General features: G+C 45.4%; 27 protein-coding genes and 1 riboswitch. Of the genes, 5 read left to right on the forward strand and 22 right to left on the reverse strand.

The features are described from left to right. Positions 1–6 precede the first annotated feature (6 nt). From liaR to NST56_RS17735, 11 genes are all read right to left on the reverse strand, one after another. Positions 7–642, reverse strand: coding sequence for a two-component system response regulator LiaR (gene liaR / locus NST56_RS17685; protein ID WP_168748715.1), 636 nt, complete (start codon positions 640–642; stop codon positions 7–9). Continuing rightward, the gene (gene liaS, locus NST56_RS17690; protein WP_168748716.1) at positions 620–1,702 is read right to left on the reverse strand and encodes a two-component system sensor histidine kinase LiaS; all 1,083 of its coding nucleotides are present in this window, start codon (positions 1,700–1,702) and stop codon (positions 620–622) included. Before liaS ends, liaR begins: the two co-directional genes overlap by 23 nt. Then, on the reverse strand, positions 1,699–2,427 hold the full coding sequence (liaF, locus tag NST56_RS17695) for a cell wall-active antibiotics response protein LiaF (protein WP_268504666.1): 729 nt from the start codon (positions 2,425–2,427) through the stop codon (positions 1,699–1,701). Before liaF ends, liaS begins: the two co-directional genes overlap by 4 nt. Before the next feature lie 34 nt (positions 2,428–2,461). Further along, a complete protein-coding gene (locus NST56_RS17700) occupies positions 2,462–3,334 on the reverse strand; it encodes a DUF4097 domain-containing protein (RefSeq protein WP_339178134.1) in 873 nt (290 codons plus the stop codon). 99 nt (positions 3,335–3,433) lie between these two features. After that, the gene (locus NST56_RS17705) at positions 3,434–4,114 is read right to left on the reverse strand and encodes a PspA/IM30 family protein (RefSeq protein ID WP_010331838.1); all 681 of its coding nucleotides are present in this window, start codon (positions 4,112–4,114) and stop codon (positions 3,434–3,436) included. Between the two features lie 26 nt (positions 4,115–4,140). Then, a complete protein-coding gene (liaI, locus tag NST56_RS17710) occupies positions 4,141–4,521 on the reverse strand; it encodes a cell envelope stress-induced membrane anchor protein LiaI (RefSeq protein ID WP_326226719.1) in 381 nt (126 codons plus the stop codon). Between the two features lie 161 nt (positions 4,522–4,682). Continuing rightward, complete coding sequence (locus NST56_RS17715; protein WP_339178137.1) at positions 4,683–5,951, reverse strand: MFS transporter; 1,269 nt, start codon at positions 5,949–5,951, stop codon at positions 4,683–4,685. A gap of 175 nt (positions 5,952–6,126) precedes the next feature. Beyond that, entirely contained in the window at positions 6,127–6,708 is a 582-nt protein-coding gene (locus tag NST56_RS17720) for a cob(I)yrinic acid a,c-diamide adenosyltransferase (RefSeq protein ID WP_339182276.1), read from the reverse strand. 22 nt (positions 6,709–6,730) lie between these two features. Then, positions 6,731–8,071: an ATP-binding cassette domain-containing protein gene (locus NST56_RS17725; RefSeq protein ID WP_339182279.1), complete on the reverse strand. Its 1,341-nt coding sequence runs from the start codon at positions 8,069–8,071 to the stop codon at positions 6,731–6,733. Beyond that, the gene (locus tag NST56_RS17730) at positions 8,071–9,132 is read right to left on the reverse strand and encodes an iron ABC transporter permease (protein WP_339178139.1); all 1,062 of its coding nucleotides are present in this window, start codon (positions 9,130–9,132) and stop codon (positions 8,071–8,073) included. Before NST56_RS17730 ends, NST56_RS17725 begins: the two co-directional genes overlap by 1 nt. Next, positions 9,095–10,048 (reverse strand): ABC transporter substrate-binding protein, encoded by a 954-nt coding sequence (locus tag NST56_RS17735; RefSeq protein WP_339178142.1) that lies wholly within the window; start codon positions 10,046–10,048, stop codon positions 9,095–9,097. Before NST56_RS17735 ends, NST56_RS17730 begins: the two co-directional genes overlap by 38 nt. Before the next feature lie 101 nt (positions 10,049–10,149). After that, positions 10,150–10,289, reverse strand: a riboswitch (cobalamin riboswitch). Between the two features lie 154 nt (positions 10,290–10,443). Here NST56_RS17735 and NST56_RS17740 point away from each other — a divergent pair. Then, positions 10,444–11,235: an SDR family oxidoreductase gene (locus NST56_RS17740; RefSeq protein WP_010331846.1), complete on the forward strand. Its 792-nt coding sequence runs from the start codon at positions 10,444–10,446 to the stop codon at positions 11,233–11,235. Positions 11,236–11,270: 35 nt separating this feature from the next. Here NST56_RS17740 and NST56_RS17745 read toward each other — a convergent pair whose 3' ends face one another. From NST56_RS17745 to sigO, 5 genes are all read right to left on the reverse strand, one after another. Then, entirely contained in the window at positions 11,271–12,149 is an 879-nt protein-coding gene (locus NST56_RS17745; protein ID WP_268471563.1) for an SMP-30/gluconolactonase/LRE family protein, read from the reverse strand. A 69-nt stretch (positions 12,150–12,218) separates the two neighbouring features. Then, the gene (locus tag NST56_RS17750) at positions 12,219–13,961 is read right to left on the reverse strand and encodes a HAMP domain-containing sensor histidine kinase (RefSeq protein ID WP_010331848.1); all 1,743 of its coding nucleotides are present in this window, start codon (positions 13,959–13,961) and stop codon (positions 12,219–12,221) included. Beyond that, positions 13,958–14,677 carry a two-component system response regulator YvrH gene (gene yvrH / locus NST56_RS17755; RefSeq protein ID WP_026014607.1) on the reverse strand — a complete coding sequence of 240 codons (720 nt, stop codon included), beginning with the start codon at positions 14,675–14,677 and terminating at the stop codon, positions 13,958–13,960. Before yvrH ends, NST56_RS17750 begins: the two co-directional genes overlap by 4 nt. 152 nt (positions 14,678–14,829) lie before the next feature. Further along, positions 14,830–15,066: a sigma-O factor regulator RsoA gene (gene rsoA, locus NST56_RS17760; RefSeq protein WP_010331850.1), complete on the reverse strand. Its 237-nt coding sequence runs from the start codon at positions 15,064–15,066 to the stop codon at positions 14,830–14,832. A gap of 3 nt (positions 15,067–15,069) precedes the next feature. Beyond that, complete coding sequence (gene sigO, locus NST56_RS17765; RefSeq protein ID WP_081720748.1) at positions 15,070–15,600, reverse strand: RNA polymerase sigma factor SigO; 531 nt, start codon at positions 15,598–15,600, stop codon at positions 15,070–15,072. Between the two features lie 205 nt (positions 15,601–15,805). Here sigO and NST56_RS17770 point away from each other — a divergent pair, with 205 nt between their 5' ends. From NST56_RS17770 to NST56_RS17780, 3 genes are all read left to right on the forward strand, one after another. After that, positions 15,806–15,961 (forward strand): YvrJ family protein, encoded by a 156-nt coding sequence (locus NST56_RS17770; RefSeq protein WP_010331852.1) that lies wholly within the window; start codon positions 15,806–15,808, stop codon positions 15,959–15,961. Positions 15,962–16,080: 119 nt separating this feature from the next. Beyond that, positions 16,081–17,238 carry an oxalate decarboxylase gene (gene oxdC / locus NST56_RS17775; RefSeq protein WP_010331853.1) on the forward strand — a complete coding sequence of 386 codons (1,158 nt, stop codon included), beginning with the start codon at positions 16,081–16,083 and terminating at the stop codon, positions 17,236–17,238. A 63-nt stretch (positions 17,239–17,301) separates the two neighbouring features. Continuing rightward, positions 17,302–17,703, forward strand: a complete 402-nt coding sequence (locus NST56_RS17780) for a regulatory YrvL family protein (RefSeq protein WP_168748724.1) — start codon at positions 17,302–17,304, stop codon at positions 17,701–17,703. Positions 17,704–17,736: 33 nt separating this feature from the next. On the opposite strand, the gene NST56_RS17785 is transcribed toward NST56_RS17780, so the two are convergent. From NST56_RS17785 to NST56_RS17810, 6 genes are all read right to left on the reverse strand, one after another. Next, positions 17,737–18,966 carry an ABC transporter permease gene (locus tag NST56_RS17785; RefSeq protein WP_268448347.1) on the reverse strand — a complete coding sequence of 410 codons (1,230 nt, stop codon included), beginning with the start codon at positions 18,964–18,966 and terminating at the stop codon, positions 17,737–17,739. Beyond that, positions 18,959–19,645, reverse strand: coding sequence for an ABC transporter ATP-binding protein (locus NST56_RS17790; RefSeq protein ID WP_010331856.1), 687 nt, complete (start codon positions 19,643–19,645; stop codon positions 18,959–18,961). The genes NST56_RS17785 and NST56_RS17790 overlap by 8 nt, the downstream gene beginning before the upstream one ends. Further along, complete coding sequence (locus NST56_RS17795) at positions 19,629–20,822, reverse strand: efflux RND transporter periplasmic adaptor subunit (protein ID WP_010331857.1); 1,194 nt, start codon at positions 20,820–20,822, stop codon at positions 19,629–19,631. Before NST56_RS17795 ends, NST56_RS17790 begins: the two co-directional genes overlap by 17 nt. A gap of 172 nt (positions 20,823–20,994) precedes the next feature. Next, positions 20,995–21,804 carry an ABC transporter ATP-binding protein gene (locus NST56_RS17800; protein ID WP_229149182.1) on the reverse strand — a complete coding sequence of 270 codons (810 nt, stop codon included), beginning with the start codon at positions 21,802–21,804 and terminating at the stop codon, positions 20,995–20,997. A 14-nt stretch (positions 21,805–21,818) separates the two neighbouring features. Beyond that, entirely contained in the window at positions 21,819–22,829 is a 1,011-nt protein-coding gene (locus NST56_RS17805; RefSeq protein WP_339178155.1) for an iron ABC transporter permease, read from the reverse strand. Next, positions 22,829–23,869: an iron ABC transporter permease gene (locus NST56_RS17810; RefSeq protein WP_229149213.1), complete on the reverse strand. Its 1,041-nt coding sequence runs from the start codon at positions 23,867–23,869 to the stop codon at positions 22,829–22,831. The genes NST56_RS17805 and NST56_RS17810 overlap by 1 nt, the downstream gene beginning before the upstream one ends. 212 nt (positions 23,870–24,081) lie before the next feature. Here NST56_RS17810 and NST56_RS17815 point away from each other — a divergent pair, with 212 nt between their 5' ends. Further along, positions 24,082–25,029 carry an iron-hydroxamate ABC transporter substrate-binding protein gene (locus NST56_RS17815; protein WP_268448343.1) on the forward strand — a complete coding sequence of 316 codons (948 nt, stop codon included), beginning with the start codon at positions 24,082–24,084 and terminating at the stop codon, positions 25,027–25,029. The last annotated feature ends 5 nt before the right edge of the window (positions 25,030–25,034 follow it).

Genomic DNA, 25,034 nt, shown 5'->3' on the forward strand with positions numbered 1-25,034 from the left:
CGACGCCTATTTCACGAGGTGATTGCGGTGTGCGTACACAGCTGCCTGCGTCCGGTCGCTGACATCCAGCTTTGATAAAATATTGGTGATGTGGGTTTTGACTGTTTTGATCGTGATAAACAGCTCCTCACCTATCTCTTTATTTGTTTTTCCTTCTGCAATCAGACAGAGAATCTCAAGCTCCCGTTTCGTGAGGGATTCATGCGGGAGCGCGTTTTCACCTGAGTGGCGCAGCCGGGATAATACTTTCCCCGCCACTTTTGATTCTAGCTTTGGCTCTCCCTTGCTTGCGGCACGGATCGCATCAGCGATTTCGGCCGCTTTTGATGTTTTTAGTAAGTAGCTGAGCGCTCCCGCTTCAATAACCGGATACACTTTATCATCATCAATGAAGCTTGTGAGCACAATAATTTTCGGATCGGAAAGCTTCTGGCAAATTTGCTTTGTCGCTTCAATGCCGTCCATGCCTTCCATGACAAGATCCATTAAGATCACATCAGGCTGTAATTCAACAGCAAGCTGTACACCCTCGCTGCCATCAGACGCTTCGCCGATGACATCTATATCGGGCTGCGCCTCCAAAAAAGCGGCGAGCCCCATTCTGACCATTTCATGATCATCAATCAACAATACTCGAATCACGTTCGTTCTCTCCTTTTTCTTCCGGGAAAATCGGGACCTTTACTTCAATTTGTGTGCCTTTTCCTTCAACCGAAATCACCTCGGCGACTCCGCCGATTTCGCTTGCACGTTCTTTCATCGAATTCAAGCCGTAGGATGACGCTTTTACCTGCTCCATCTTGAATCCTTTTCCGTTATCAATGACCTTCAGCCGCAGCTGATTGTTTTTTGCGCCGAGAATCACGGATACTTTTGAGGCTTTTGAGTGCCTGAATACATTGGAGAGAGCCTCCTGTACGATCCTGAATAAATGATCCTCTACGCCTTTAGAAATCGGCGTATCCTGTATGTCCCATTCGATATCAAGCGGCTGTTTTTTCCGAAACTCGTCCAAAAGCTCCGTAAGCCCCTCCTTCAGCCCCTTCCCTTCGAGCGTCACAGGTCTTAAATGGAGCAGCAGCGCCCTCATTTCATTTTGGGCTTCTCCCGCCATATGCTCTACCATCTTGATCCGTTTCACCGTTTTATCATCCGTATCTTTTACGTGTTCTAATACAGCGGAGGTCATCATCGATATCGCAAAGAGCTGCTGGCTGACAGCATCGTGCAGATCTCTGGCCAATCGCTGGCGTTCTTCTGTGATGACTGATTTTTTCATTTGCACCTGCCATTCAGCCCGTTCATTTGAAAGCTTTTGCAGGGAAGCTACTTGAAGTTCAACCCGCTTCGCCATTTCATTCAGCTGATCGGCTGCAAGCCCGATTTCATCGTCACCGAGCGGCGGTATACGATAAGCGAAGTTGCCATTTTCAAATGTTAAAATCGATTCAATTAATGTATCGACCCTTGTTTTCAGCCGGTTGCCGTACATGTACCCTGACGCAAAACCGATCGTAAGGCTGATCAGCACCAAAATCAGGATAAACGGAATCCCGAACCAGCTTGACGACAGCAACACAAATGGATCGAGCCGATAGTAAACCATCATAAAAGAAATCAAGCAGACAAATAGAAGCAGACTGATTCCCGTTGTCATGCGAATGGCACGCCATTGGAGACTGGCAAGCAGTTTTTTTCTCATACGTATTTCACATCCACATCACCGATAAATAGGGAGACGGATACTTTCACCCGGCGTTTGGACTCGCTGAAATCAGAAGACGCGGCGTATACCTTTGTGCTTAATCCGCTTTTCTTCGAACCGATCAGATTAATGTCGCCGATAAAAACGGACGAGCTGACAGCCACTTCAAGATCTGATGGAACATAAATATCAACGTTTCCGATCACTCCGCTGATGACAATCGTGCTCTCTCCCTCCGGAATCATCGCTTTTGACAAGTCGATTTTCACATCGCCGATAAAACCCGATACAGTTAAATCATTCAGATCAAACGGCTGCTTCATCATCAGAAGTTCGCCGATAAAAAAGCTTCGCATGTCAGGATGCTTCACATCTTTTGGGGGCTCGGACTGTTTTTCTTTTTCCGTTAAATCGGTAGGTTTCTCATTCGGTTCAAAAATAGGCTTTCCTTTCACAAGCCGGTAGCCGGCGTAAATTAAAAATGCGGCAAAAGCGTAGCCAAATAAGTTAAAGGTGATGCTGAACAGATTTTTCAAAAATAAGAAAGCGGCAAAGATGTACATGACGGACCCAAGCCAGTCACGAGAGTATTTTTTCAAAAAATAACCGGCAATCAGAAAAAAGAGCGGCCAAAACAGCAGATCGCCTACTCCGATAATTTGCAAAAACATGCTGATGCCAAATAAAGCAATGATAAGTCCAAGAAGCTGTTTTTTTGTCATTCTGGTTGTTCCGCCTCCTTTCTTCTGCCAGATGCTACCGTATCGCTACATCCCCGCTGCCTGTTTTAATATCGACTAGATGCTGTCCGCTTCCTTGTAAGCCTGTGATTTGATGATGATCTTTATGTGTTGTATCAGCAAATGGGTACGCCGAACTGACGCTTCCGCTCTCTGAAGCAGCATTGACTTTGAAACTGCCGTTTTCGGGAAGCTCCAGATTCACATCACCGCTCGTCAATGTGACAGCTGAAGAGCCCGCTGCCTTTTTTAAATCCGCGTCAACGTTTCCTGATGTCATCCGTACATCAAGTGAGCCTGAAACACCATCCAAATTTGCGTCGCCTGAAGTTAAGCGGATGCCGGCCGTTTTAGCGTCTGTATTTGATATCGACACATCTCCGGAAGAGCCCTTCACCTCCAGCTCCTGAAGGCGGATACCCGTTAAGGTCATATTCCCGCTTGCAGATGCTGCGTTCAGCTTAGAAAGCGTGAGATGTTTATTACCGTCTACAGACACGTCGCCGCTTGAGGTTCTCACAGCCAAACCGCCTTTGTACGTGTATGGAATGCGGACGACAAGGGCAGATCGATGAAATCCATTCAAAAATTGAAATTCTTTTTCCTTTGCCGTCAGCTCCAGCTTTCTTCTCTTTTCAGCCACAAACAATTTCCCCGAGTCACCTGAGATGGTTGCTGATATGTCATTACGCTCTTCCGCTATGATCTTCACATTCTTGTTATCCGATTCAATGATTACGCTTTCGATCTCATGCGGTGAAGCACTGGCTGAATCAGCTTCAGTTCCGTTTATGAATGAAAGACCTTCAGCAAACACGTCTTTGATAACAACCGCAGAAAAAATAAGAATACCGGCAATGATCAGCAGTTTGCCCAGCATTTTTTTCATTTGTTTTCATCCTTCTCATTTATTCTATTATAAAGGAAAAGCCTGTGAATGAATACGTGCGGAAGGGAAGGACTTGACGAAAACCCTTCCCTGTCCTGTTTATTCATTTGCTGCATGTGAGGTTTGATCTGATTTTTTCAAAGAGAGTTCCCGCATCTTTTCGATTTCAGCTTCTACTTCGTCTGCAAATTCACTTTGGCTCGTTTCTGTACCGGCTTCCGCTGACTTCGAATAATCGGCACGGATTTCCAATTCCTCAATTCGGTTTTCTATCCGGAGAAATTCCCGATACGCGCTTTCACTGTCAATTTTGTCGAATGTCGCGTTCATATGCTCTTTTGCTTTTGCAGCGTTTGCCCGGGCAATCAGCGCCTGTTTTTTATCCTTTACGTCCTGTAGCCTTGTTTCAAGTGTGGCAAGCTGTTCTTTCAGCTCAGCCAGCTGGCTGCTTGCCTGTTCATAGGAAGCTTTGTGCTCTGCTGCCTTTCCCTCTAAATACTTCATTTCTGTCAGCGCTTTTTTCGCAAGCTCTTCTTCACCGGCATCAAAAGCGAGCTGAGCTTGATTCTTACGCTTTCCAGCCACTTCATTTGCTTCTTCATATTTTTTCTTAAATTGATAGGCGATCGTATGCTGTTTGACGATCGTTTGTTTTGCTTTTGCAATATCGCTTTCCATATCACGAACGTACTGATTCAGCATCACCTTAGGGTTCTCCAGTTTATCCAATCCTTCATGAACTGACGCAACAAACATATCTCTCATTCTTTTTAATACCATACCGTTATTCCTCCTCATATCATGTGTTATTTTTTCTTTAAGAAATTTTCCCATTCGTCATCAAAATGAGACTGGTAGCCGGCAGAAGCTGGTTCAGGGTCAAAGCTTGACATATCGCTTTCCGCGGATCCGTTTTTCATCAGTTTCCAGCCGTAATACACCATAGCAGCCGCGAGTGCAATGCCGACGAGAAACGGAAGTGAGCAAATGAGCATCATCGCCCCGAATCCGCCCAAGATGATACCTGTGATGGTTTTGCCTGCTGCGAATCTTTTGATTCCCGCGTATGTCAGCAATCCTCCGATCGCAAGCGGAATGATAAAGCCGAAGCTGCCGCCCCCAAAAAAGACGGAGATTCCAAATACAATTAATAAGAATCCGCCTATCGTTTTCTTGTTGATCTTCATGCAGATCCTCCTTTCGTTTTCCTTGTCTTCATCTTATACAAAACAAAAGATGAGCAAAACGAATCAGAGATTGATTTTTGGATAAGACCAGAGTCGTAGACAGCACCGGACCCAGCGGCATAAAAAAAGCCATGCACGAGGCATGGCGTCTTCAAAAACCTTTACATATGAACACTTGCTTCCCTTTCTTTTACCAAATCGGATTGTTCTGCTTTGGCCAGCTTTGTAAACAGAAGAATTCCGATCCCCGCGATAATTTCCACAACTCCCCCGGCAGCGATCACATTTCCTGAACCAAAAGCGGTTGCGGCATATCCGCAAATGACAGCGCCGGCCGGAATTGAAATATTTGAGATCATATGTATGACAGCATAAACTTGCGGCTGGTCCTCACTATCGACAGATGTCTGTATAATTGTATACTCGGGAACATTGATTGCACTGACTGCAGCGCCAAATGTAAAAGCGGCGAAAAAGACGAGCGGCAAAAAGGTATTCATTCCGGTAATAAAGAAAGCGAATCCTTCAATGATGCCGGCGGTTACGAAAAGCAGTCCGTACTTGTTTACTTTTACTTTTGTCAGTACAAACCCCAATAAAAACGCGCCTATTGCGGTGGTGGCTTTTAATAGCGAATACACAATCGGCTGTCCGTTTAAATCCTCCGCAACATATACAGCGGAGAGCGCTTCCCAAGGGGCTGCCGCGAAATTCATAAAGATACAATAGATAGCGAGCGGATATAAGATTTGGTGTTTTCTGACTAGGACAAAACCGCGTTTCAGTCTGCCAAAATATGTACCTCTCTGTGCAACGGCCGCTGATTCCGATTTTGTTTCAACAGCAGTGTATTTAATAAAGAGAACAAGAAAACCAGAAATAAGATAAAGTACGAGAGACATAAGCATTGTATAAGAAGGACTGATAAACGTAAGGAGAGCGCCGCATAGTGTCACAGCTCCAAGCCGGACAATTTGGGCGGACGACTGCAGCACAGCATTTGCTTTTTGAATGCCTTTTTCATCTACAATTTGCGGGATTAAAGCAATGGAAGCAGGATTATAGGCAGCGCCAGTAGCTGAATGCACAATCATAAGAGTCATAACAAACCACAGCGGAGAGAATCCGCCGAAATGGCAGAGCGGAATGATTAAAACAACCGCGGCTCTTGTCAGGTCTGAAAAGTACATCCAGAATTTCAATGTATTCTGTTTCATGAAAGGACCCGTCACAGGTGCTAAAACAGCTTCCGGCAAAAAGGTGACAGCAATCAATAAAGCAGTTCCGATCGCACCTTCACCGTCAAAAATTAAAAACCATAATATCGAATTAAATGCGAACATATCGCCGGAAATCTTGACTATTCTTGAGAAGAAAAGGAAGTTGAAATTTCTCTTCCAGACGCTATCACTTTCGATGAATCTCACCATCAATCAGAGCCCCCCACTGCCTATTTTTTACATCAATTTGTTACAATATCTCATTTTTCCATTTTTCAGTCAATAATTCATAAGGTTCATTTTTTGTCGTAAAAAGGGAAATTGACAAAATGAAAAAATAAAAAGCCGGCATGTATTGAAAATGCCAGCTTTCATTCATGTTTTTTTATGATCCGCTGCTGTTTCGATCGCGAAACACAATAGCGCTTCTTTCATACTCCACGTCGTTAATACCGCTTCTCACATTGACAACCCGTGCTGCGGCAAAGAAATAGTCGGACAATCGATTGAGATAACGGAGCACCATTTCATGGATCTCTTCCGTTTTCATCAGCGCCACCACTTGACGTTCCGCCCGCCTTGTAATGGTGCGCGCCACATGGAGAAGCGAAGCGGCCTTTGATCCGCCCGGAAGAATAAATCTCTTTAGTTCAGGTGCCTCTTCTGTATAGGCATCGATTCGCATTTCTAAATAGGAAACGGATTCTTCCTTCAATTTATATTCTCTTTTTTCTGTGATGATTGCCAGATCGCCCCCGCAGTCAAAGAGCTCGTGCTGAATGTTGAGCAGCTCGGCCGTTAGATCCTCAAAGTCACGCTTTTCGGAGAGCTCAGCCAAGGCCAGCCCGACAAAACTGTTCAGCTCATCAATCGTGCCGTAGCTTTCTACTCGGAGGCTGTCCTTATCTGTTCTGCCTCCGATTAAGCTCGTTTGCCCGTTATCGCCTGTTTTTGTATATAGTTTCATCATATCTGTCTCCTTTACAGACTTATTCAAGCAGGTCCGCAGCCTCTCGCACACATTCAGCTGTCCCAAACCGAATCAATTGGTTCAGCCGTTTTTCTATGTTTTCTTCTGAAGATGTCTCTTTAGTTTGTGTCGCTGCAACGAGGATTTCTCCAGGTTCATTTTGTTCACCGCCCAGCACTTTCATGCGCTCGGCTTCCGCTCCCATGACAGCCCTGACGAAGAATTGGTCTGTCGCAAAGCCGTTGATCAAAATCCATATCGAAAAGCCAGACATGACACAAATACAAACGGACAGCTCTTCGTCTTCAAACGTACGGCACACAAGCCGGTCAAGTCTGCCGGAGGAGGCCATCGCACAGGTTTCCTGCGGATAAAAGCCGTTTTCAGATAAATAGGCTGTAAGCCCTTCTTTTTGATCTGAATGGGCAGACAGCCGTTTATGGAGAAACGTCTGGTTCCAAGAAAAGCCTGAACCGATAGGAGCCGAGGACAGCGTCCGGAGCGGGATTTCCGTTTGCAAAAGGATCTCGTCGCGCCGCACTTGCAGTAAAGCTTCAAACGAAATCGTCTGCAGCTTTAGGGCGGCCTCTTCAGGCTGAATCGCAATAAGGGGTTTAGGCAATTGATGATGGAGTAAGGCGCTGACTTTCGTGTTATACAACGCCTTTATGTGCTCTTCTGTGATGGCGGTTTCCGGTTTTTGCTTAGGCCCGGCTGTTCCGTTTTTTATAAAGACGATTTCATCACAGTACAGGCTAGCGGTATTCAGATCGTGAAAAACACTGACAGCAGTCAGCCCATTTTCTCTCGTCAGGCGCTTGATAAGATCGAGCAGTTCTTTTTGATAGGCCAAATCCAGAAAAGTGGTCGGTTCGTCTAAAAATAAAATGCGCGGCTGCTGCGCCAGTGCTTGAGCCAAATAAACCCGCTGCTGTTCACCCCCGCTTAGATCACGAATCGATTTGTCAGCGAAGGCAAGTACCCCTGTTTGTTTCATCGCATTCTCAATGATGGCTTCATCCTCTTCAGTCTGCTGGCTGAACAGCCCTTTTTGAAATGGATATCTGCCGAAGGATACGGTTTCTTTGACAGTAAAGCTAAAGGCTTGATCTGTTTTTTGCGGCAGAACTGCCATCATTTGCGCCAGTTCCTTCGGCTTATATTCAGTGAGTGGTTTGCCAGCCAGACAAACGGAGCCTTCTATTGGCGGAAGTGTTCCTGTCAGCAAGTGAAGCAGTGTTGTTTTTCCACTCCCATTCGGTCCGAGAATGCCAAGAAATTCTCCCTTCTTCACTGTTAAACTGATATTTTTAATCAGCCGGCTGTCTCCGTAACCTCCCGACAGCCCTTCTGCCTTAATCATAAGCTTCTCCCCCCGCGATGCTGCCGAATTAAAATCAGAGCGAAAACAGGAGCTCCCGCTAAAGCTGTAATAATGCCGATCGGCAATTCAATCGGCTCAATCATTGTTCTCGATAGCAGATCGGCCAAGACGAGAAATCCCGCGCCAAGCAAGGCAGACAGCGGCAATAAATGCCGATGATCCGTTCCCCACAGCAATCTTGTGATATGCGGAATCACAAGTCCGACAAAGCCAATGGTGCCGGATACAGCCACAGCGCCGCCCGTCAGCAGTGACCCTGCAATTAAAATCATCATTTTACTATGCTGGACGCTAACCCCGAGAAGCCTTGCTTTCTCCTCTCCATAGGTCATCACGTTGAGTTCCCTTCCGTTTATGATCAGCAGCATGATTCCTAAAAGAAAAAACGGGAGAAACAGTGCAACGTAGCTCCAGCCTCTCATCGAGACGCTGCCAAGCAGCCAATGCACAATAGGCAGTAAATTATCTCCTGTCAGAGCAATGACAAGAGAAATAAATGCGCCCAAAAATGAATTGATGATGACACCGGTCAAAATGAGGGTGGAAACAGACATTGATGCATGAACGAGGCGGCTGAAGAAAAGGACCGCCGCCATTGTGACAAGTGCCGCGGCTACACTCACAACCGGCAGTGTAAAGCCTCCGATGACAGGAAGCTGCAGGGTAAAGAATAGGGTCACAACCGCCCCCACTGAAGCACCGGATGAAACACCGAGCGTGTAGGGATCAGCAAGCGGATTTTTCAACAGCCCCTGAAAAGCAGCCCCAGCGATAGAAAGAGCCGCCCCCACAAGGGCGGCCAGCACAACTCTCGGCAGTCTGATATTCAACATAATATTTGTATACATTGGATCATAGGAGCCGGCAGAGCCGCCAAAGCCTTCATGCCAAAAGATATGGACGATGGCGGGTATCGGAATTTGCAGACTGCCGCAAGAAATCCCCAATATGATACTAGCGGCTAAAAATAAGATACTGATGCTATAAGCAGCAAAACGATTATTCTTTAAACGTATCCGGGTAAATGCTTTCCGCAAGTTCTTCGACCCCTTCGATCAGACGCGGACCTGAACGTGTGACGAGATCCGGATCAACATCATAAACGCGATGATGTTTCACAGCATTGATTCCGCTCCAGCCATCACGCTTTTCCACCGCATCCGCTTTTACACCGTCCGTTGTGACAATGGTGTCTGGATTCAGCTTAACGATGGCCTCGTCTGTCATTTGCACCCAGCCTTTTTGATCCGCTGCAGCGTTTTTAGCATGGATGACATTCAGCATTTCATTCATAAACGTGTCTTTTCCGGTTGTGTAAATGTCAGGATCAGGCGAAACCTCAATAAAGACGCTTTTTTCCTCGTCTTTTGAAATGGATTTCGCTTTTTCTTGAATCTCCTGCAGGTCTGATTTCATGCTGTTGACCAGTTGGCCCGCTTTTTTCTCGACCCCGGCAGCTTCACCGATCATTTCGATTGATTTGTATACCTCTGCGAAAGATTGTGCATCATTGACAGTCAGCACAGGAATGCCAGCGTCTTTCAGCTGCTTAATGGCATCAGCTGAGGCTGACATGGAAGATTCATGGGCGAGAACGAGATCAGGTTTAAGAGAAATGACTTTCTCAACGTTTACATTCATATCCCCAACCTTCTCAACCTGTTTGACTTCCTTTGGATATGTATCGTTTTTGGTGACACCGACCACTTTGTCACCGAGTCCGAGAGCATATATAATTTCCGTGTTGCTCGGCATTAATGAAACAATTTTTTTCGGCTCCTTTTTGATGGTAACGTCTTCGCTTGACGCATCATCAATTGTGACAGGGAACGCTTCAGACGCGGCTGTCTTTTGCTTTGCAACGGAATCCTTCTCATCTGCCGCATTGCCGCAGCCTGAAATCATAATGGCGGTCAGCAGAAGCGCCGTCCATATTCCGGCTAATTTTTTCATACCCTTTCCTCCTAAATGAACTAAAAAAGCATCTCTACGATGGTAAAGACGCTGTAAACAACAAGAAAGCCTATTGTTTACACATCATCTGTCCTCGCAGACTTCGTGCTTATCAAACAGGCAGGTATCCTGGCTCTTGGCGCAAAGGCCAATTACAGTGGCGGGATCGCACCGGCTTTTACCGGTTTCCCTATTAAGCCGGCTATTTTCACGTACCGGCACCTGTTTGACATTCGTATCCTTTTTCGGAGTTATTATACTATATGGCTGACAGGCTTGTATATGCAGTATGAATGACTTTTCCTCAGCTGCATGTATGGAAGCAAAATTCTCGTAAACACTAAATTTCATCTTGTATACTAAGTAGCATGATCAATAAAAAAGGAATGATTCTTATGGACTTACAGCTTAAAGACAAGCTCGTCTTAATCACAGGCTCAACTTCCGGCATCGGGAAAGCCGCGGCGAAAAGCTTTTTGCAAGAAGGTGCAGCCGTTGTAGTCAATGGCCGAACACAAGAGACAGTCGATCGCACGGTTGAGGAGCTTTCTTCCTATGGAACGGTGCATGGAGCAGCCGCCGACTTATCAAAACCGGATGAAGCAGCAGCTTTTCTGGAAAAAGTGAAGCAGATCGGTGATATAGATGTTCTTGTCAACAATCTCGGTTTCTTTGAAGTGAAGGATTTCGCCGAGGTAACGGATGAAGAATGGAATCAATATTTTGAAGTAAACGTGATGAGCGCTGTTCGGACAAGCCGTCACTTCCTTCCAAAGATGCTTGCCAAAAACAGCGGCCGCATTTTGAATATTGCAAGTGAAGCAGGCGTTAAACCGCTTCCGACTATGATTCCTTATTCAATGACCAAAACAGCGCTGATCAGCCTGTCCAGAGGAATGGCTGAAATGACGAAGGGCACAAACGTTACGGTTAATTCAGTGCTTCCGGGACCTACTTGGACAGAAGGCGTTGCGTCCTATATGGAGGGCGCCGCAAAGGCAGCCGGCCAGGATACAGATACATTTGTGCAAGACTATTTTAAAGTGAATGAGCCGACTTCACTCATTCAAAGATACGCAACAGCTGAAGAAGTCGCCAACACAATTGTATTCCTCGCATCTGATGCCGCATCTGCCATTAATGGCACAGCACAGCGTGTGGAAGGCGGAATTATCCGTTCACTTTAAATGCAAAAACGCATCCGTTTTCGGATGCGTTTTTTTTATAACTCCCCAGCGAATGGAACCGGCTGATATCCGCCCGTTTCAAGTCTGGCTGAAAACAATCCGCCCGCATGAGGCTGTTCATATCTTTCTGTTTCGGTCATTTGTTCAGTAGCTGTTGTGATGTAAAGGGTTTTCATGTCTTGGCCGCCGAACGCACAGCACGTGACATATTTGGCCGGAACACTTATTGAATCAATTTCTTTTCTCTGAAAAGGATCAATGTGAACCACACGGCTTCCGCCAAACAGCGCTACCCACAGCATGCCGTTTTGATCAATTGTCATGCCATCCGGCAGCCCATCCGATTTTTCAAAACGATAGACAGTCTCGGGGTTTGAGACGTTTCCGCTTTCGGGATCGTATTGATAGCACACAATCTCCTGCGTCGGCGTGTCAATGTAGTACATCAGGTTGCGTTCGCGATCCCAATCCAAACCGTTCGAGGTTGAGACTTGATCTTTCATTTTGACAAGGCTCCCATCTGCGTCCAAACGATAAAGCGAGGCTTGTTTTTGTTCGCCTTCCATGCTCGTCGTCCCTGCCCAAAGCCTTCCGTACGGATCACATTTGGCGTCGTTAAACCGAAGGCTCTCATGCATATCTTTCGGCTGTTTGATTTTTTCAAGACTGTCATCATGAAGATGATACAGGTAAAAACCGTCTTTCATCGTCATGATCAGCTCATCCTTTGAATATTTCGCAAGCGCCGTCACAAAGGATGTAAATTTGACCGAACGATTGATTTTTTCTTTAGGATCAAAAATATGGAGCTCACTTCCTAAAATATCAACCCAATATAGTCGGCCGTTTTCTTCATCCCATAACGGGCCTTCACCGATTACTGCCCTAGTGTCTGCTTCTAATACTGCATCCATGTGTAACACCTCTTTAGCTTCATTCTATATATTGTTATTCCCGGCAAAGAGATGTCCAAACCACATGCCTTATTCTTTTTTGAAAAGGATAGTAATGACGGAGCCAATATTGATCCTGCTGTTGACGTGAATCGTTCCGTTATGCAGGTGCACCAGCTCTTTGGCAATCGCCAGTCCAAGCCCCGTCCCGGCAGCCGGATCTTTCGTATTGGTTCCCCTGTAATAGCGGTTAAATAAATGGGTGATCGTCTCCTCATCCATTCCTCTCCCATTGTCTTTGACCTTCAATGAAATATGATTTTTTGTCTGTTCAAGAATCACCTGAATTGCTGTTCCTTTATCGTTGTGCTTCACAGCATTTCCGAGCAGATTTTCCAGGATGCGTCTGAACCAGGCTTCATCCAGCGCAAATTCAATATGCTCTTCTCTTGATACAAATGAGATATCATACCCTTCAGAAAACGGATTTTTCTTGAAATCCTCAATGACATTTTTAAAGAACGGAATGAGGCTTGTGAGGTTTCTCTCCATCGGCAGAGCGTCATTTTTTAGACGGTACGTTAAATTTAAGTCCTCGATGAGCTTTGACATGTATTCCGATTTCTCTCTGACCACCTGCCCCATTTCTTTCACTTCATCAGGAGACCAGTCGTATTGCTTCGATTCAAGCATCATGCTGTAGCCGTAAATGCTGCTGAGGGGTGTTTTTAAATCATGAGACAAACCGGCGATCCATTCTTCCCGTGTCGCCTGAATTTTTTCTCGGTTTCTCTTGTCCCGTCGCAGCGTTTCCGTCAGCTGATCCATAGATTCAAATATCTCACCGAAGAAACGGTACGGCTGTTTGATTTTCCCCTTTTTGTTTTTGCTGACTGGGCGCCCTTTACGGTTTTTCGGCTCTTCAAGCTTCCCTTTCGATAGATTGACGAGCCATTTGATTGTATGAAAAATCGGCAGGCCAAACCTGAACATATACCAGGCCGTCATCCAAAAAATATAGAGAAGCAGAACGCCCATAATCAGGAACATCGCTTTAAGAACAACATTAAGAAACGATTTGTTAAACTCCTGATCGGTTACATAGACAGGGTTCGGCACCGTAGCGACCATCCATCTGTCTTTATTGAGGATCTTAACGGAAATTTCCCTTTTATAGTTCCAGGGTTTAGAGCTGTATTTGAGCAGTTCCAGCTGGTTCATCGTTTTTCTTTCACTTTTTGTACTGTTGATGCTGTCGAGAATGTTCCCATCGCTGTCCAATAAGTAAATGGCGCCTTTTTCCCGCTTAATATAGTCAACTGTACCGGACTTATATTGTGACAAAGAGTCGAGGGACGGTTCACGGCTTTCAATGGAAGTCAGCAGCTGCTCGCTCTTTGACTTCCAGCCGAACAAGAGGAGATATGACTTGTCTTCAATATTGATTGCCCAATAATTCAGCTTATAGTTATCAAGCTTCTTGCTTTTATAAATAGACAAAAGCTCCTTCTTTGTGTAGGTGCCGGGCACGTCTTTCGGCACACTGTAGGAATAATCCGTTTTTCCATTAGAATCAATGATTTGCATCCAGCCGTGCTGTTTATCAACAGATTTCTTCAGGAAATCGTCCACTTCCCATGACCCGTCTTCGTTTACATCGAGATATGCCTCAAGCGTGTCAGTCGTTGCCTTTGTCAGCCCTGAATTGGATTCCGCATCGCTAAATCGCGAGTCTAGATAGAAAAAAGAAGCCACAAGCATGATCGAAAGAAGAAGGATAACAATCAGCATCTGCCCGAAAAAGTGAAACAGAAACTTCCACCTTAACCTCATGGGCGCTTTCCGTTTCCTTCTGGACTCGGGATAAAACGGTATCCGAGACCGCGAACGGTTACGATATATTCCGGATTGCTCGGGTCACGCTCAATTTTTTCCCGGAGCTTGCGGATATGAACCATGACGGTATTGTTATCTCCGTACGAAGGATAGCCCCATACTTTTTCATAAATTTGATCTTTAGAAAGCACCACATTGGGATGTTCGCAAAAATATTGAAGCAGCTGCAAAAGCTGAGCCGAACAGGCGACAGTTTCCCCGCCCACAATCAGCTCGGCATTTTGCGGAGAAAATGTAAAGTAATCATATGTATAGGTTTTGTTTGTTTCAGCTGGTTTCGACTGATACGTACGCTTTAAATGCGCTCTGATCCGCGCGGCTAATTCCAGCGGATTAAATGGTTTTGTAATATAATCATCAGCTCCGACCGCAAAACCAGATAATTTGTCAGCGTCCGATGATCTCGCCGTCAGGAAAAAAATCGGGGCGTCTGAATACTCCCTGATTAATGTGCAGGCCTCAAAACCGGTCATTCCGCCCATCATGACATCCAATACGATTAAATCAACCTTATTTGTCTTTACGATCGGAATGGCTTCCTCTGCACTTGCCGCATCCATTATATGTCGATAACCTTCTTTTTCGAGAACACGTTTGATCATATCTACAATCGCTTTCTCATCGTCTACGATTAAAATTGACGCATTTTCCACTTTTATGTTCCTTTCTGTCACTGTTTTTTTTCATCTTATCATTATATCGTTTCTTTTTGGTACATTTTTGAATAGGAGGGCTCTTGACGGGGGTGAACAGCAGAAAACGGGAACCTGCAAAAATGTTCCCGTTTTCTTAGAATGAGTAATCGTTATGAGTTCTCGTCTACCATGTATAAAATAAACTCCCAAAATCCCGGAACATCCTGACACAGAAGCATATCAGCCTTTTCAAACATCTTGATTTTCAGCTCCTGCTCTAAATCTTCTCTTTCTTGATAGGACGTATTGCTGAGTTTTTTTCTGATCATCGGTGAAAAGCATGCAATCAGATGCTCAATGTCGTACATTTCATCATGATCCCTATTATGTTCAAACTGGCCGCTCACAGTTTACTTTTCCCCCTTTTTTTGCGCCGCTAGCTGCTTTCTAATATTTTCTAATCCCTTTTTATGAATATTAGAGATATTTTGCCGGGACTCACCTAATGAATCAGCGATTTCCTGCATCGTGGCACCGTGAAGATAGACTTTTGTCAGCACACTTTTTTGTTTGTCAGTCAGATTCTGAATCGCTTGATAAAGCTGATAATCCTGGACATGCTGGCTCAAATCATCCTGCAGGTCTAAAAACTCCTCAAACGCGTCACTTCCCGTTTCGGAAGGAAGTCGTTCTCCTGCTTCCGGATGATCAACCGTCAGCGGATACCGTTTCTGATTTTTGCGAACCCGCTTATCAAAATCGATGGAAAAAATCCGAATCATTGAATTCATATACTTGACGATGCGAATCTCCTTATAAAATTGCTTGAATTGCTCGTCCAGCGATTTTGCATCCTTTTCATTCGGGTTTTCCATTACATTTTTGAACAAACGGTAATGCTGAGGATTGCTCAAAAAGTGCTTCACGATGGGATGCTTCATAATCTCCTTACATTTCGATCGCAACAGACCCTGATAGTCCATCAAACCGCCTCCCTACTAAATTAAATGAAGGAAAGCAAAAAAAAGTAAACTACTACTTTCAGACTAGCGTTTGCTGAAGCAAACCTTCCAGTCATGGTTTACGATTTCTTGGGTTCCCTTCACTTACTTACATGACTGCACAAAAAGGAAGGAGGTGTTTTTCATGGATCAGGTTTTTATAGAGGAGGTCGTCAAGCAGATCAGCAATCTGGGGTTCCCGGCACTGATCGCGATGTACCTGCTGACCCGTTTCGAGAAAAAGTTCGATCAGCTCATTGAATTGATGACAGAGGTGAAAGATCAGAAAGCGAAACATTAATTTTGTATCGAAGTTGACTTTTCATCGTTTTTTTTCACTTAACAAGACAGAAGGGAAAACGAAAGGCCTTTCACATTCTCTTTCTGCGTCACATTTATTTTTAAGGAGGAGACAGAAAAATGAAAAAACAAAACGACATTCCACAGCCAATCAGAGGAGATAAGGGAGCGACAGTGAAAATCCCGCGTAATATTGAAAGGGACCGGCAGAATCCCGATATGCTCGTACCGCCGGAAACTGATCATGGCACCGTTGAAAATATGAAGTTTTCTTTCTCAGATACTCATAACCGTTTGGAAAAAGGCGGGTACGCCCGTGAAGTTACCGTACGTGAGCTGCCGATTTCAGAAAACCTGGCTTCTGTTAATATGCGGCTGAAGCCAGGCGCCATTCGCGAGCTTCATTGGCATAAGGAAGCAGAGTGGGCATACATGATCTATGGGAAAGCACGTGTCACGATCGTGGATGAAAAGGGCCGCAGCTTTATTGATGATGTAGGCGAGGGAGATTTATGGTACTTCCCGTCAGGCCTGCCGCACTCGATTCAAGCACTCGAAGAAGGGGCAGAGTTCCTGCTCGTGTTTGACGACGGGTCATTCTCTGAAAACAGCACATTCCAGCTGACAGACTGGCTTGCCCACACCCCTAAAGAAGTCATTGCCGCTAATTTCGGCGTGACAGAAGAAGAAATCGCCAATTTGCCAGGCAAAGAAAAATATATATTTGAAAAACCTGTACCCGGCTGTTTAAAAGATGACATTGTGGAAGGGCCGTACGGCGAAGTGCCTTATCCGTTTACGTACCGCCTTCTTGAACAGGAGCCGATTGCATCAGAAGGAGGAAAGGTGTACATTGCGGATTCGACAAACTTTACTGTGTCTAAAACCATTGCATCAGCGCTCGTAACTGTGGAACCTGGCGCAATGAGAGAGCTTCACTGGCATCCGAATACGCATGAATGGCAATATTACATCTCCGGTAAAGCGAGAATGACCGTTTTTGCTGCTGACGGCCATGCGAGAACCTTTAACTATCAAGCCGGTGATGTCGGTTATGTTCCATTTGCGATGGGCCACTACGTAGAAAACCTTGGCGATGAACCGCTCGTTTTTTTAGAAATCTTTAAGGATGACCATTATGCCGATGTGTCTTTAAACCAATGGCTCGCAATGCTTCCTGAAACCTTCGTCCAAGAACACCTTGACTTAGGCAAAGAATTTACGGATGTCCTTTCAAAGGAAAAGCATCCGGTTGTGAAAAAGAAAAGCAGTAAATAATAAACAACTGGCAGCTTGCAGAGAGCGCTCGTTCTCTGCAAGCGCTGATAAGGAGCTGAATCAGTGCTACATCAAAAAGATACAATAAAGCAGGCCGTACAGTACGTGCTGGCAGCGGCGGCTGTGTTATTTTGCTATTTCACTATCATTCTCAGTGTTTTTTCTTTGGCGGGAATGAGCTACCGATCAGCTGCTCATGTCCTGCTATTTGCTGTGTTATTTCTTGTGATCGGACTATGCTTTGAACCTTTTGAACGGCTGATGATACATAGTTTTACGTTTTTCAAGACTGGAAGACGAGCTTTTATCCTTATGGCCGGCACCGTCCAGCTGCTGTTTTTATGGATAACCGCTTATACGACAGATCAAATGATTCATGACATTTGGCTGTCAACCACAGAAGAGATGATTCTCGCAGCCGTTTTTCTTATTTTGGATAAATGCAATTCATCACTGCCCAGCTAAAAAAAGAACGCCATCCGATTGGATGCGTTCTTTTTATTCATATCGAAGCGCGTCGACAGGCTGAAGCTTCGATGCCTTAATGGACGGCAGCAAGCCGAAAATAATGCCGACTGCCATTGAGAAAATGAGTGCTCCGATAACTGCCGGAACGGAGATGATGAAAGGCATCGGAAAGATAACCGTGATAAGTTTAGCGATGCCAAAGCCCGCAAGCACACCGAGAATTCCGCCAATACTTGTCAGTACGACGGCCTCTGTTAAAAATTGAAATAAAATCACGCGCCGCTTGGCACCGAGCGCCTTCTTAATTCCGATTTCCCGCGTGCGCTCCGTCACTGAAACGAGCATAATGTTCATGACACCGATGCCTCCGACCAAAAGTGAGATGCTGGCAATTCCGCCAAGCAGCAGAGCAAATGACTGGTTAAAGGATTCCACTTCCTGAGCGACCTCCTGAAGATCCATCACGCTGTACTCCGCTTTTTCCAAATCAGCATCTGACAGTCCTTGATTTAGAAGATCCGCGGCCATTACACCGGCTTCTTGGATATGCTCAGAAGAGTCTGCCTGCACCGCAATCTGTGTCGGTGCGTCGAATCCTTCAATTAGCGGCCACACTTTTTTCGGCGCATATAAAACCGGATTCGCATAGTCGCCACCAAACATGCTTTCTTCCTGTTTCTTTTCTTGAAAAACACCGGCAACCCGGAACGGCACACCGTTCAGCTCGATGTTTTTGTGGAGAGCGTCCCCATCAGGAAACAGCTCATCTCTTGCAGCCTCATTGATCATAACCACTTGGTGTGTGCTGTTTAATTCTTTTTCCGTCAGTTTTCTCCCCTCAGTGATGCTGATCGGGAACATATCAAAATAATCAGCATCAACTCCGTACACTTGGGGATATGAAACGTTCGTTAAGTGAAAAACGGAGGCGCCTTCAGACAGGTAATATAAAGATAATCCTTTTACAACAGGGTCTGATTTTATCGTCTCAATCGTTTCTTCAGATACAGGGGGGGCGGACGTATAAGAAACCTCCTGGTAACCGCCTTCCTCCTCCCCGCCTGTTGGCTGGTACACTACATTAATCGCGTTATTTCCCATGCCAATCATACTTTGCTTTAATTGCTCGCTTTGGCCTTTCAGCATAGAAACGATCGCAATGATCGCCGCTATACCGATAATGACACCAAGCATCGTAAGAATCGACCTCAGCTTATGTGAAAAAATAGATTGAAAGGAGATCCGAATATGTTCAAGCATGGCTAATCCCTCTCTCGTCTAACACTAATTCTCCGTCTCTGATAAAAACGGTTCTGTCGGCTTTTCTGGCGACGTCCGGGTCATGGGTGATCATGATAATCGTTGTGCCTTCCTGATGCAATTGTGAAAACAGCGACAAAATTTGTTCACTTGATTTTGTATCAAGCGCCCCGGTCGGTTCATCTGCCAGAATAAACCGCGGCTGATTGACAAGGGCTCTTGCAATCGCCACCCGCTGCTTTTGTCCGCCGGACAGCTTTGGCGGTTTGTAGGAGATCCTATCTTTCAAACCAACCTTTTCAAGAGCTTCGTAGGCTCTTTGCCTTCTTTCTTTTTTCTTTACCTTATTGTAAATCATCGGCAGCTCGACATTTTGCAATGCGGTAAGGCGCGGCAGCAAATGAAAGGTTTGAAACACAAATCCGATTGATTCGTTGCGAATGTCAGCCAAAGCACCGTCTTTCCCTTTTAATACATCCATTTGGTCTAGCATATAGGTTCCGGAGGTCGGCCTGTCCAAACAGCCTATAATATTCATTAACGTAGACTTTCCTGAACCGGACGGCCCCATAATGGCCAGAAATTCACCAGCCTTGACGGTGAGATTAATCTGCTTTAAGATCGGCACCTCTTCTTTGCCCAGCTTGTACGATTTAGAAACATTATTCAGTGTCAGCATTGACTGTAACCTGCTTTCCTTCCTTGACCGCGGGATCAGGATAGATCACATAATCTTCCGGTGTCAGGCCGCTTTTGATTTCGACCATGTCACTTTCGTCTGTTTCCCCGATTTCAACAGGCTGTTTAACCGCCTTCTGATCCTCATCCGTCTTCCAAACATACGGTTCGCCATCGTCCTGGATAATCATGTCGGAAGGCAGCTTAATGGTATTCGCATCAGCTTCGTCACTAATAACTTCAATGTTGACATGATAGCCGACTTCAAGGCCCTTATGGCTGTCCAATAAAACAGTGAAAGGATAGTTAGAAGATTGGGGATTCATTTCCTCTTCAGCATAACTTTCTGATGCTTCCCCCTCACCTGTTCCAGCAGGAAGCTTGCCGATTGAAGTAATTTTGCCTTTCCACTCGCCTTCACTGCCTGTTTTCAGCGTAACTCTGACCTTGCTGCCTTTTTTAATCGTGTCCATTAACAGCTCGTTGATTTGGCTTTTTACAAGGTATTTGCCCGTTGAAACGATTTGGATATACGGTCCTGCTGCTTGATCACCAGTAGCGCCGTCCGCAATATCCTGATTGACGCTTTGAACAATACCGTCATGCTTGCTTGTGATCACATTTGAACCTTTGTTTTTCGATTGTGCAGCCAGTTCTTTTTGGTGCTGCTTCAGTTCAAGCTGGCTTGTCTTTAAATCAAAATTAGCCTGGTCAAGCTCGTCTTGAAGCTGTGCTTTCTCGTCTTTTCCGGCTGTTTTCAGCTTCTTCTCTGTTTCTGCTATTGATTTTTGCAAGCGGCTGATTTGAAGGTTTGTCATTTCAATTTGTAAATTGCTTTGCTCAATTTCGTCAGAATGATCCTCACCCTCGTACTCAAAAAGCTTATCGCCTTTTTTGACCTTATCGCCTTCTTTGACGTACGTTTTTTTAATGCTTCCTTTCTCTGAATCTATGTATACTTTTTGCTGTTTCTCTGGTTCAACTTTTCCTGAAAACGATTGGGCTGATTCAGATTCACCGCCCATATACACCGCGACTGATTCAGCATAAGGCTCCGATGAAACGGCAACTTGATTCATGTGAGTAAAAAAGTAAAAACCGCCGGCGCCGATCCCCGCCAGTACGAGCACACCGGCACATATCGAACCGGCAATAAGCCATTTTTTCTTCTTGGACACAATGATCTCCTCTTTCTGTAATCTTCGTAATATTTTCGAAACATTCTAACCAATATTATCTATTAATTCAAATAGACTTTCAATCTTTTTCTTCAAAATACGGAATTTGTAAGTGAAATTACATTTTTGGGGGTTGAAAATAAAAAATCCCGGCGTTATACCGGGATTTTTCTTACACAGAAACAAGCTGTTTTTCAGTTTTAATCAGGTCATAGGTTAAGCATACGGGTTTATTTGTACGAGGATCAGTGACGATTTCAGCATCAATCTGGAATACCCGCTTCAAAATATCCGGCGTCATGACCTCCAGTGCGGTCCCTTCCTTGATGACCTTGCCTTTTTTGAGCGCAATCATATAATGGGAAAAACGGGCCGCATGATTCAGATCATGAATGACCATTAAAATCGTCCGCCCCTGTTCCTTGTTCAGTCTGTCAAGCAGCTGCAGGATTTCGAGCTGATGTGCGAGATCGAGATATGTTGTAGGCTCGTCAAGCAAAAGCAGCTCTGTCCCTTGTGCAAGCGCCATCGCAATCCACACGCGCTGACGCTGTCCGCCTGACAATGCCTCAATCGGACGCTCATGGTATTCCGCCATGCCGGTTTCTTCGAGTGCCCATTTGATGATGCGGCGATCTTCATCATTTAATCTGCCGAAGCCTGATTGATGGGGAAATCTGCCGTACGACACCAATTCGTACACCGTTAATCCGCTCGGAGCCTCAGGCGTCTGCGGCAGAATGGCCATATCCTTCGCAATGTCCTTCGTAGACATTTTATGAATCGCATTGCCGTTTAAGTAAACAGCACCTTGATGTGAGCGCATAATTCTGGACATCGTTTTTAATATCGTTGACTTCCCGCAGCCATTTGGCCCAATTAAGGTTGTTATTTTTCCTTTAGGAATGGATATATTTAAATCTTTTACAATCAGCCTGTCGCCATAACCGATCCCAAGCTGTTCCGTTGATAATGAATTCAAGTTCGGTCCCCTCCTCAATTCGATTTCATCAATAAATAAACAAAGTAAGGCGCACCTAAAACGGAGATGACAAGTCCGACCGGAATTTCTGATGGTGCCAATACATTTCTCGCCAGCGTATCAGCCAGCAGAAACAGAAACGCGCCGATAAAGGCGGAAACGGGTATAAGCGTCTGATGGCGGGGACCGGTAAGCCTTCTTGCCACATGCGGTGCGATTAATCCGAGGAACGCGATGCCTCCTGCAGCTGCCACACAGGATGCGGCAAGAGCGACCGCTGCCAGAAGGAGAATCCGTCTTTCCTTTTCAACAGCAGTGCCAAGTCCGGTCGCCAATTGGTCTCCCAGCTGTAAAATGTTCAGATAGCGTGCTTTATATAAAGTAAAAGGAAGCAAAATCACAATCCAGGGGAGTACCGCCCAGATCATGTTCCAATTGCCCCCCCATATCGAGCCTGATATCCAAACTGCAGCCTGCATAAAGTCATGCGGGTCCATTTTGAGCTGAAAAATAAGCAAAAGGGCATTAAATCCCGCATTCACACCGATGCCGACCAGGATCAGCCGAATCGGAGTCACACCTTTTTTCCAAGCCAGGAGATAAATGAGAAACGCAGCGAGGAACGCGCCTGCCAGAGCACTGAACGGCAGCATAAACGTCCCTAAGAAGCCCAGATCTGATGCCGACCCTTGAAAAAAGTAAATAAAGAGCACAACAGCAAGCGAACCCCCCGCGTTAATCCCGAGAATACCCGGTTCAGCCAAATCATTTTGAGACACGCTTTGCAAAATGGCTCCGGCAACAGCGATACCCGCCCCAACAAGCAACGACAAAATTATTCGCGGCAGCCTGAACTCAAATAAGACAAGCTCATCCCGCGCCGTCCCTTGGCCGAAAAAGACCTTGAGCGTTTGCAATGGAGCAATTTTTATGACACCCAGATTCAGACTGATAAAAAAGACAAGCACGATCAGCAGTAAAGTCACCGCTATTACAACAAGTGGTTTTTTCGTCTTCGTTTTCATTACAGCCCTCTCCTTTCACGACGTGCCAAATAAAAGAAAAAGGGAACACCGATGAGAGAGGTCAGAGCGCCGACAGGCGTTTCAAACGGCGCGTTCACGAGTCTGGCCGCAATGTCAGCAAAAACAAGCAAAACAGCCCCAAGCACCGCCGAGCAAGGAATGATCCACCGATAATCAACCCCTACCAAAAACCTTGTGATATGAGGAATGATCAGTCCAATAAATGCAATAGTGCCGGCAATGGAAACAGCAGCACCGGTCAACACCACAACGACAAGCATCCCAACCAGTTTTACCGCTGATGTATACTGCCCAAGCCCCTTCGCCAGATCGTCACCAAGGCTTAACACCGTCACAGACCGGGCAATGATAAACGCAAGCGTTATACCAACAGCTCCTGCGATAACCAGCAGCTGTACGCCTGACCATTTCACACCCGCTACCCCGCCTGCGTACCAAAAGCTGACATCCTGTGCTACATCAAAACGGAGCGCAATTGCGGTTGAAATGCCCGTAAAGAAATAACTGACGGCCGTTCCGGCAAGAGCAAGCTTTACAGGCGTGAGACCGCCTCTGGAAAACATGCCGATGCCCAATACTGTCGATGCCCCCAGTCCCGCACCCGCAAAGGACCACAGCACAAGCCCGATGGCTGAAAGCCCTGGAAAAAAAGCAAACGCAATTGAAATGGCAAAAGCAGAGCCAGATGTTATCCCCATGATAGAAGGCTCCGCCAACGGGTTTCTGGTCATGCCCTGCATAATCGCCCCAGACACGGCTAACAATGCGCCGACAAGTGCGGCAGCAGCCGTTCTTGGCAGCCGAAGATCGTGTATAATTTGGTGTGAGGTTTCATTTGGCTGAAAATGAAAGATAGCGTCCCACACAGTCCGTAAATGGATATCCGCAGCACCGAGAGAAATGGACAGCATCGCGCCGAAGCATAGGAAGCATACCCCCGCAACAAGCACAATGACCGCACCTAACGACCGGGATGTCCATTGAATTTCTTCATCTAATATCATCTGTTTATTTTTCATGTGACTCAACAGCCGTACTTCCTTTCGATAATGATAATGATTATCAATTGCTGTTTCAGTATATCACTTTTTTCCGCTGATTTAATAGAGCGTTTTGATAAAAATGAGAATATAAATGCAAAAATATCGTGTCAACTGGCACTTGTGATGGTATAATCACAGATGATAATGATTCTCTTTATCATCTATTTTTTTGAAAGAAGGTATGAGATATGACCCATACATACAAAAAGCTTGGCGCCGCTTTTTTTGCTCTTTTATTGATTGCAGCGCTGGCAGCCTGCGGAAATAATTCAGAAAGCAAAGGCTCTTCCTCTGATTCAAAAGACGGAGAAACCGTTACATACAAGGCTGAAAACGGAAATGTGAAAATTCCTAAACATCCTAAACGGGTGGTTGTCATGGCTGACGGCTACTACGGAGACTTCAAAACACTGGGCATCAACGTCGTCGGTGCACCTGAAAATGTATTTAAAAACCCTTACTACAAAGGTAAAACCGACGGAGTCACAAATATCGGAGACGGCACTTCTGTTGAAAAAGTGATTGATTTAAAGCCTGACCTGATCATCGTTTGGACAACACAAGGCGCCGATATTAAAAAGCTCGAAAAAATCGCACCAACTGTTGCGGTGAAATACGATAAGCTCGACAACATTGAACAGCTGAAAGAATTTGCAAAAATGACAGGAACGGAAGATAAAGCGGAGGAGTGGCTTGCCGAGTGGGACAAAAAAGTAGCGGCTGCCAAAACAAAAATTCAAAAAGTCATCGGTGACAAAACAGTTTCCATTATGCAAACAAACGGCAAAGACATTTATGTATTCGGTAAAGATTTCGGAAGAGGCGGAAGCATCGTCTACAAAGATCTTGGTTTACAGGCCACAAAGCTGACAAAGGAAAAAGCCATTGACCAAGGCCCAGGATATACCAGCATTTCTTTAGAAAAGCTCCCTGACTTCGCCGGAGATTACATTTTCGCGGGTCCATGGCAATCAGGCGGAGATGACGGCGGCGTATTTGACAGTTCCATTTGGAAAAACCTCGATGCTGTCAAAAATGATCATGTCTATAAAATTGACCCAATCGGCTTCTATTTCACAGACCCAATTTCACTAGAAGGACAGCTGAAATTTATCACCGAAAGCTTAACAAAATAAACAAA

Source organism: Bacillus sp. FSL R5-0560, assembly GCF_037966305.1.
Lineage (GTDB): Bacteria > Bacillota > Bacilli > Bacillales > Bacillaceae > Bacillus > Bacillus mojavensis.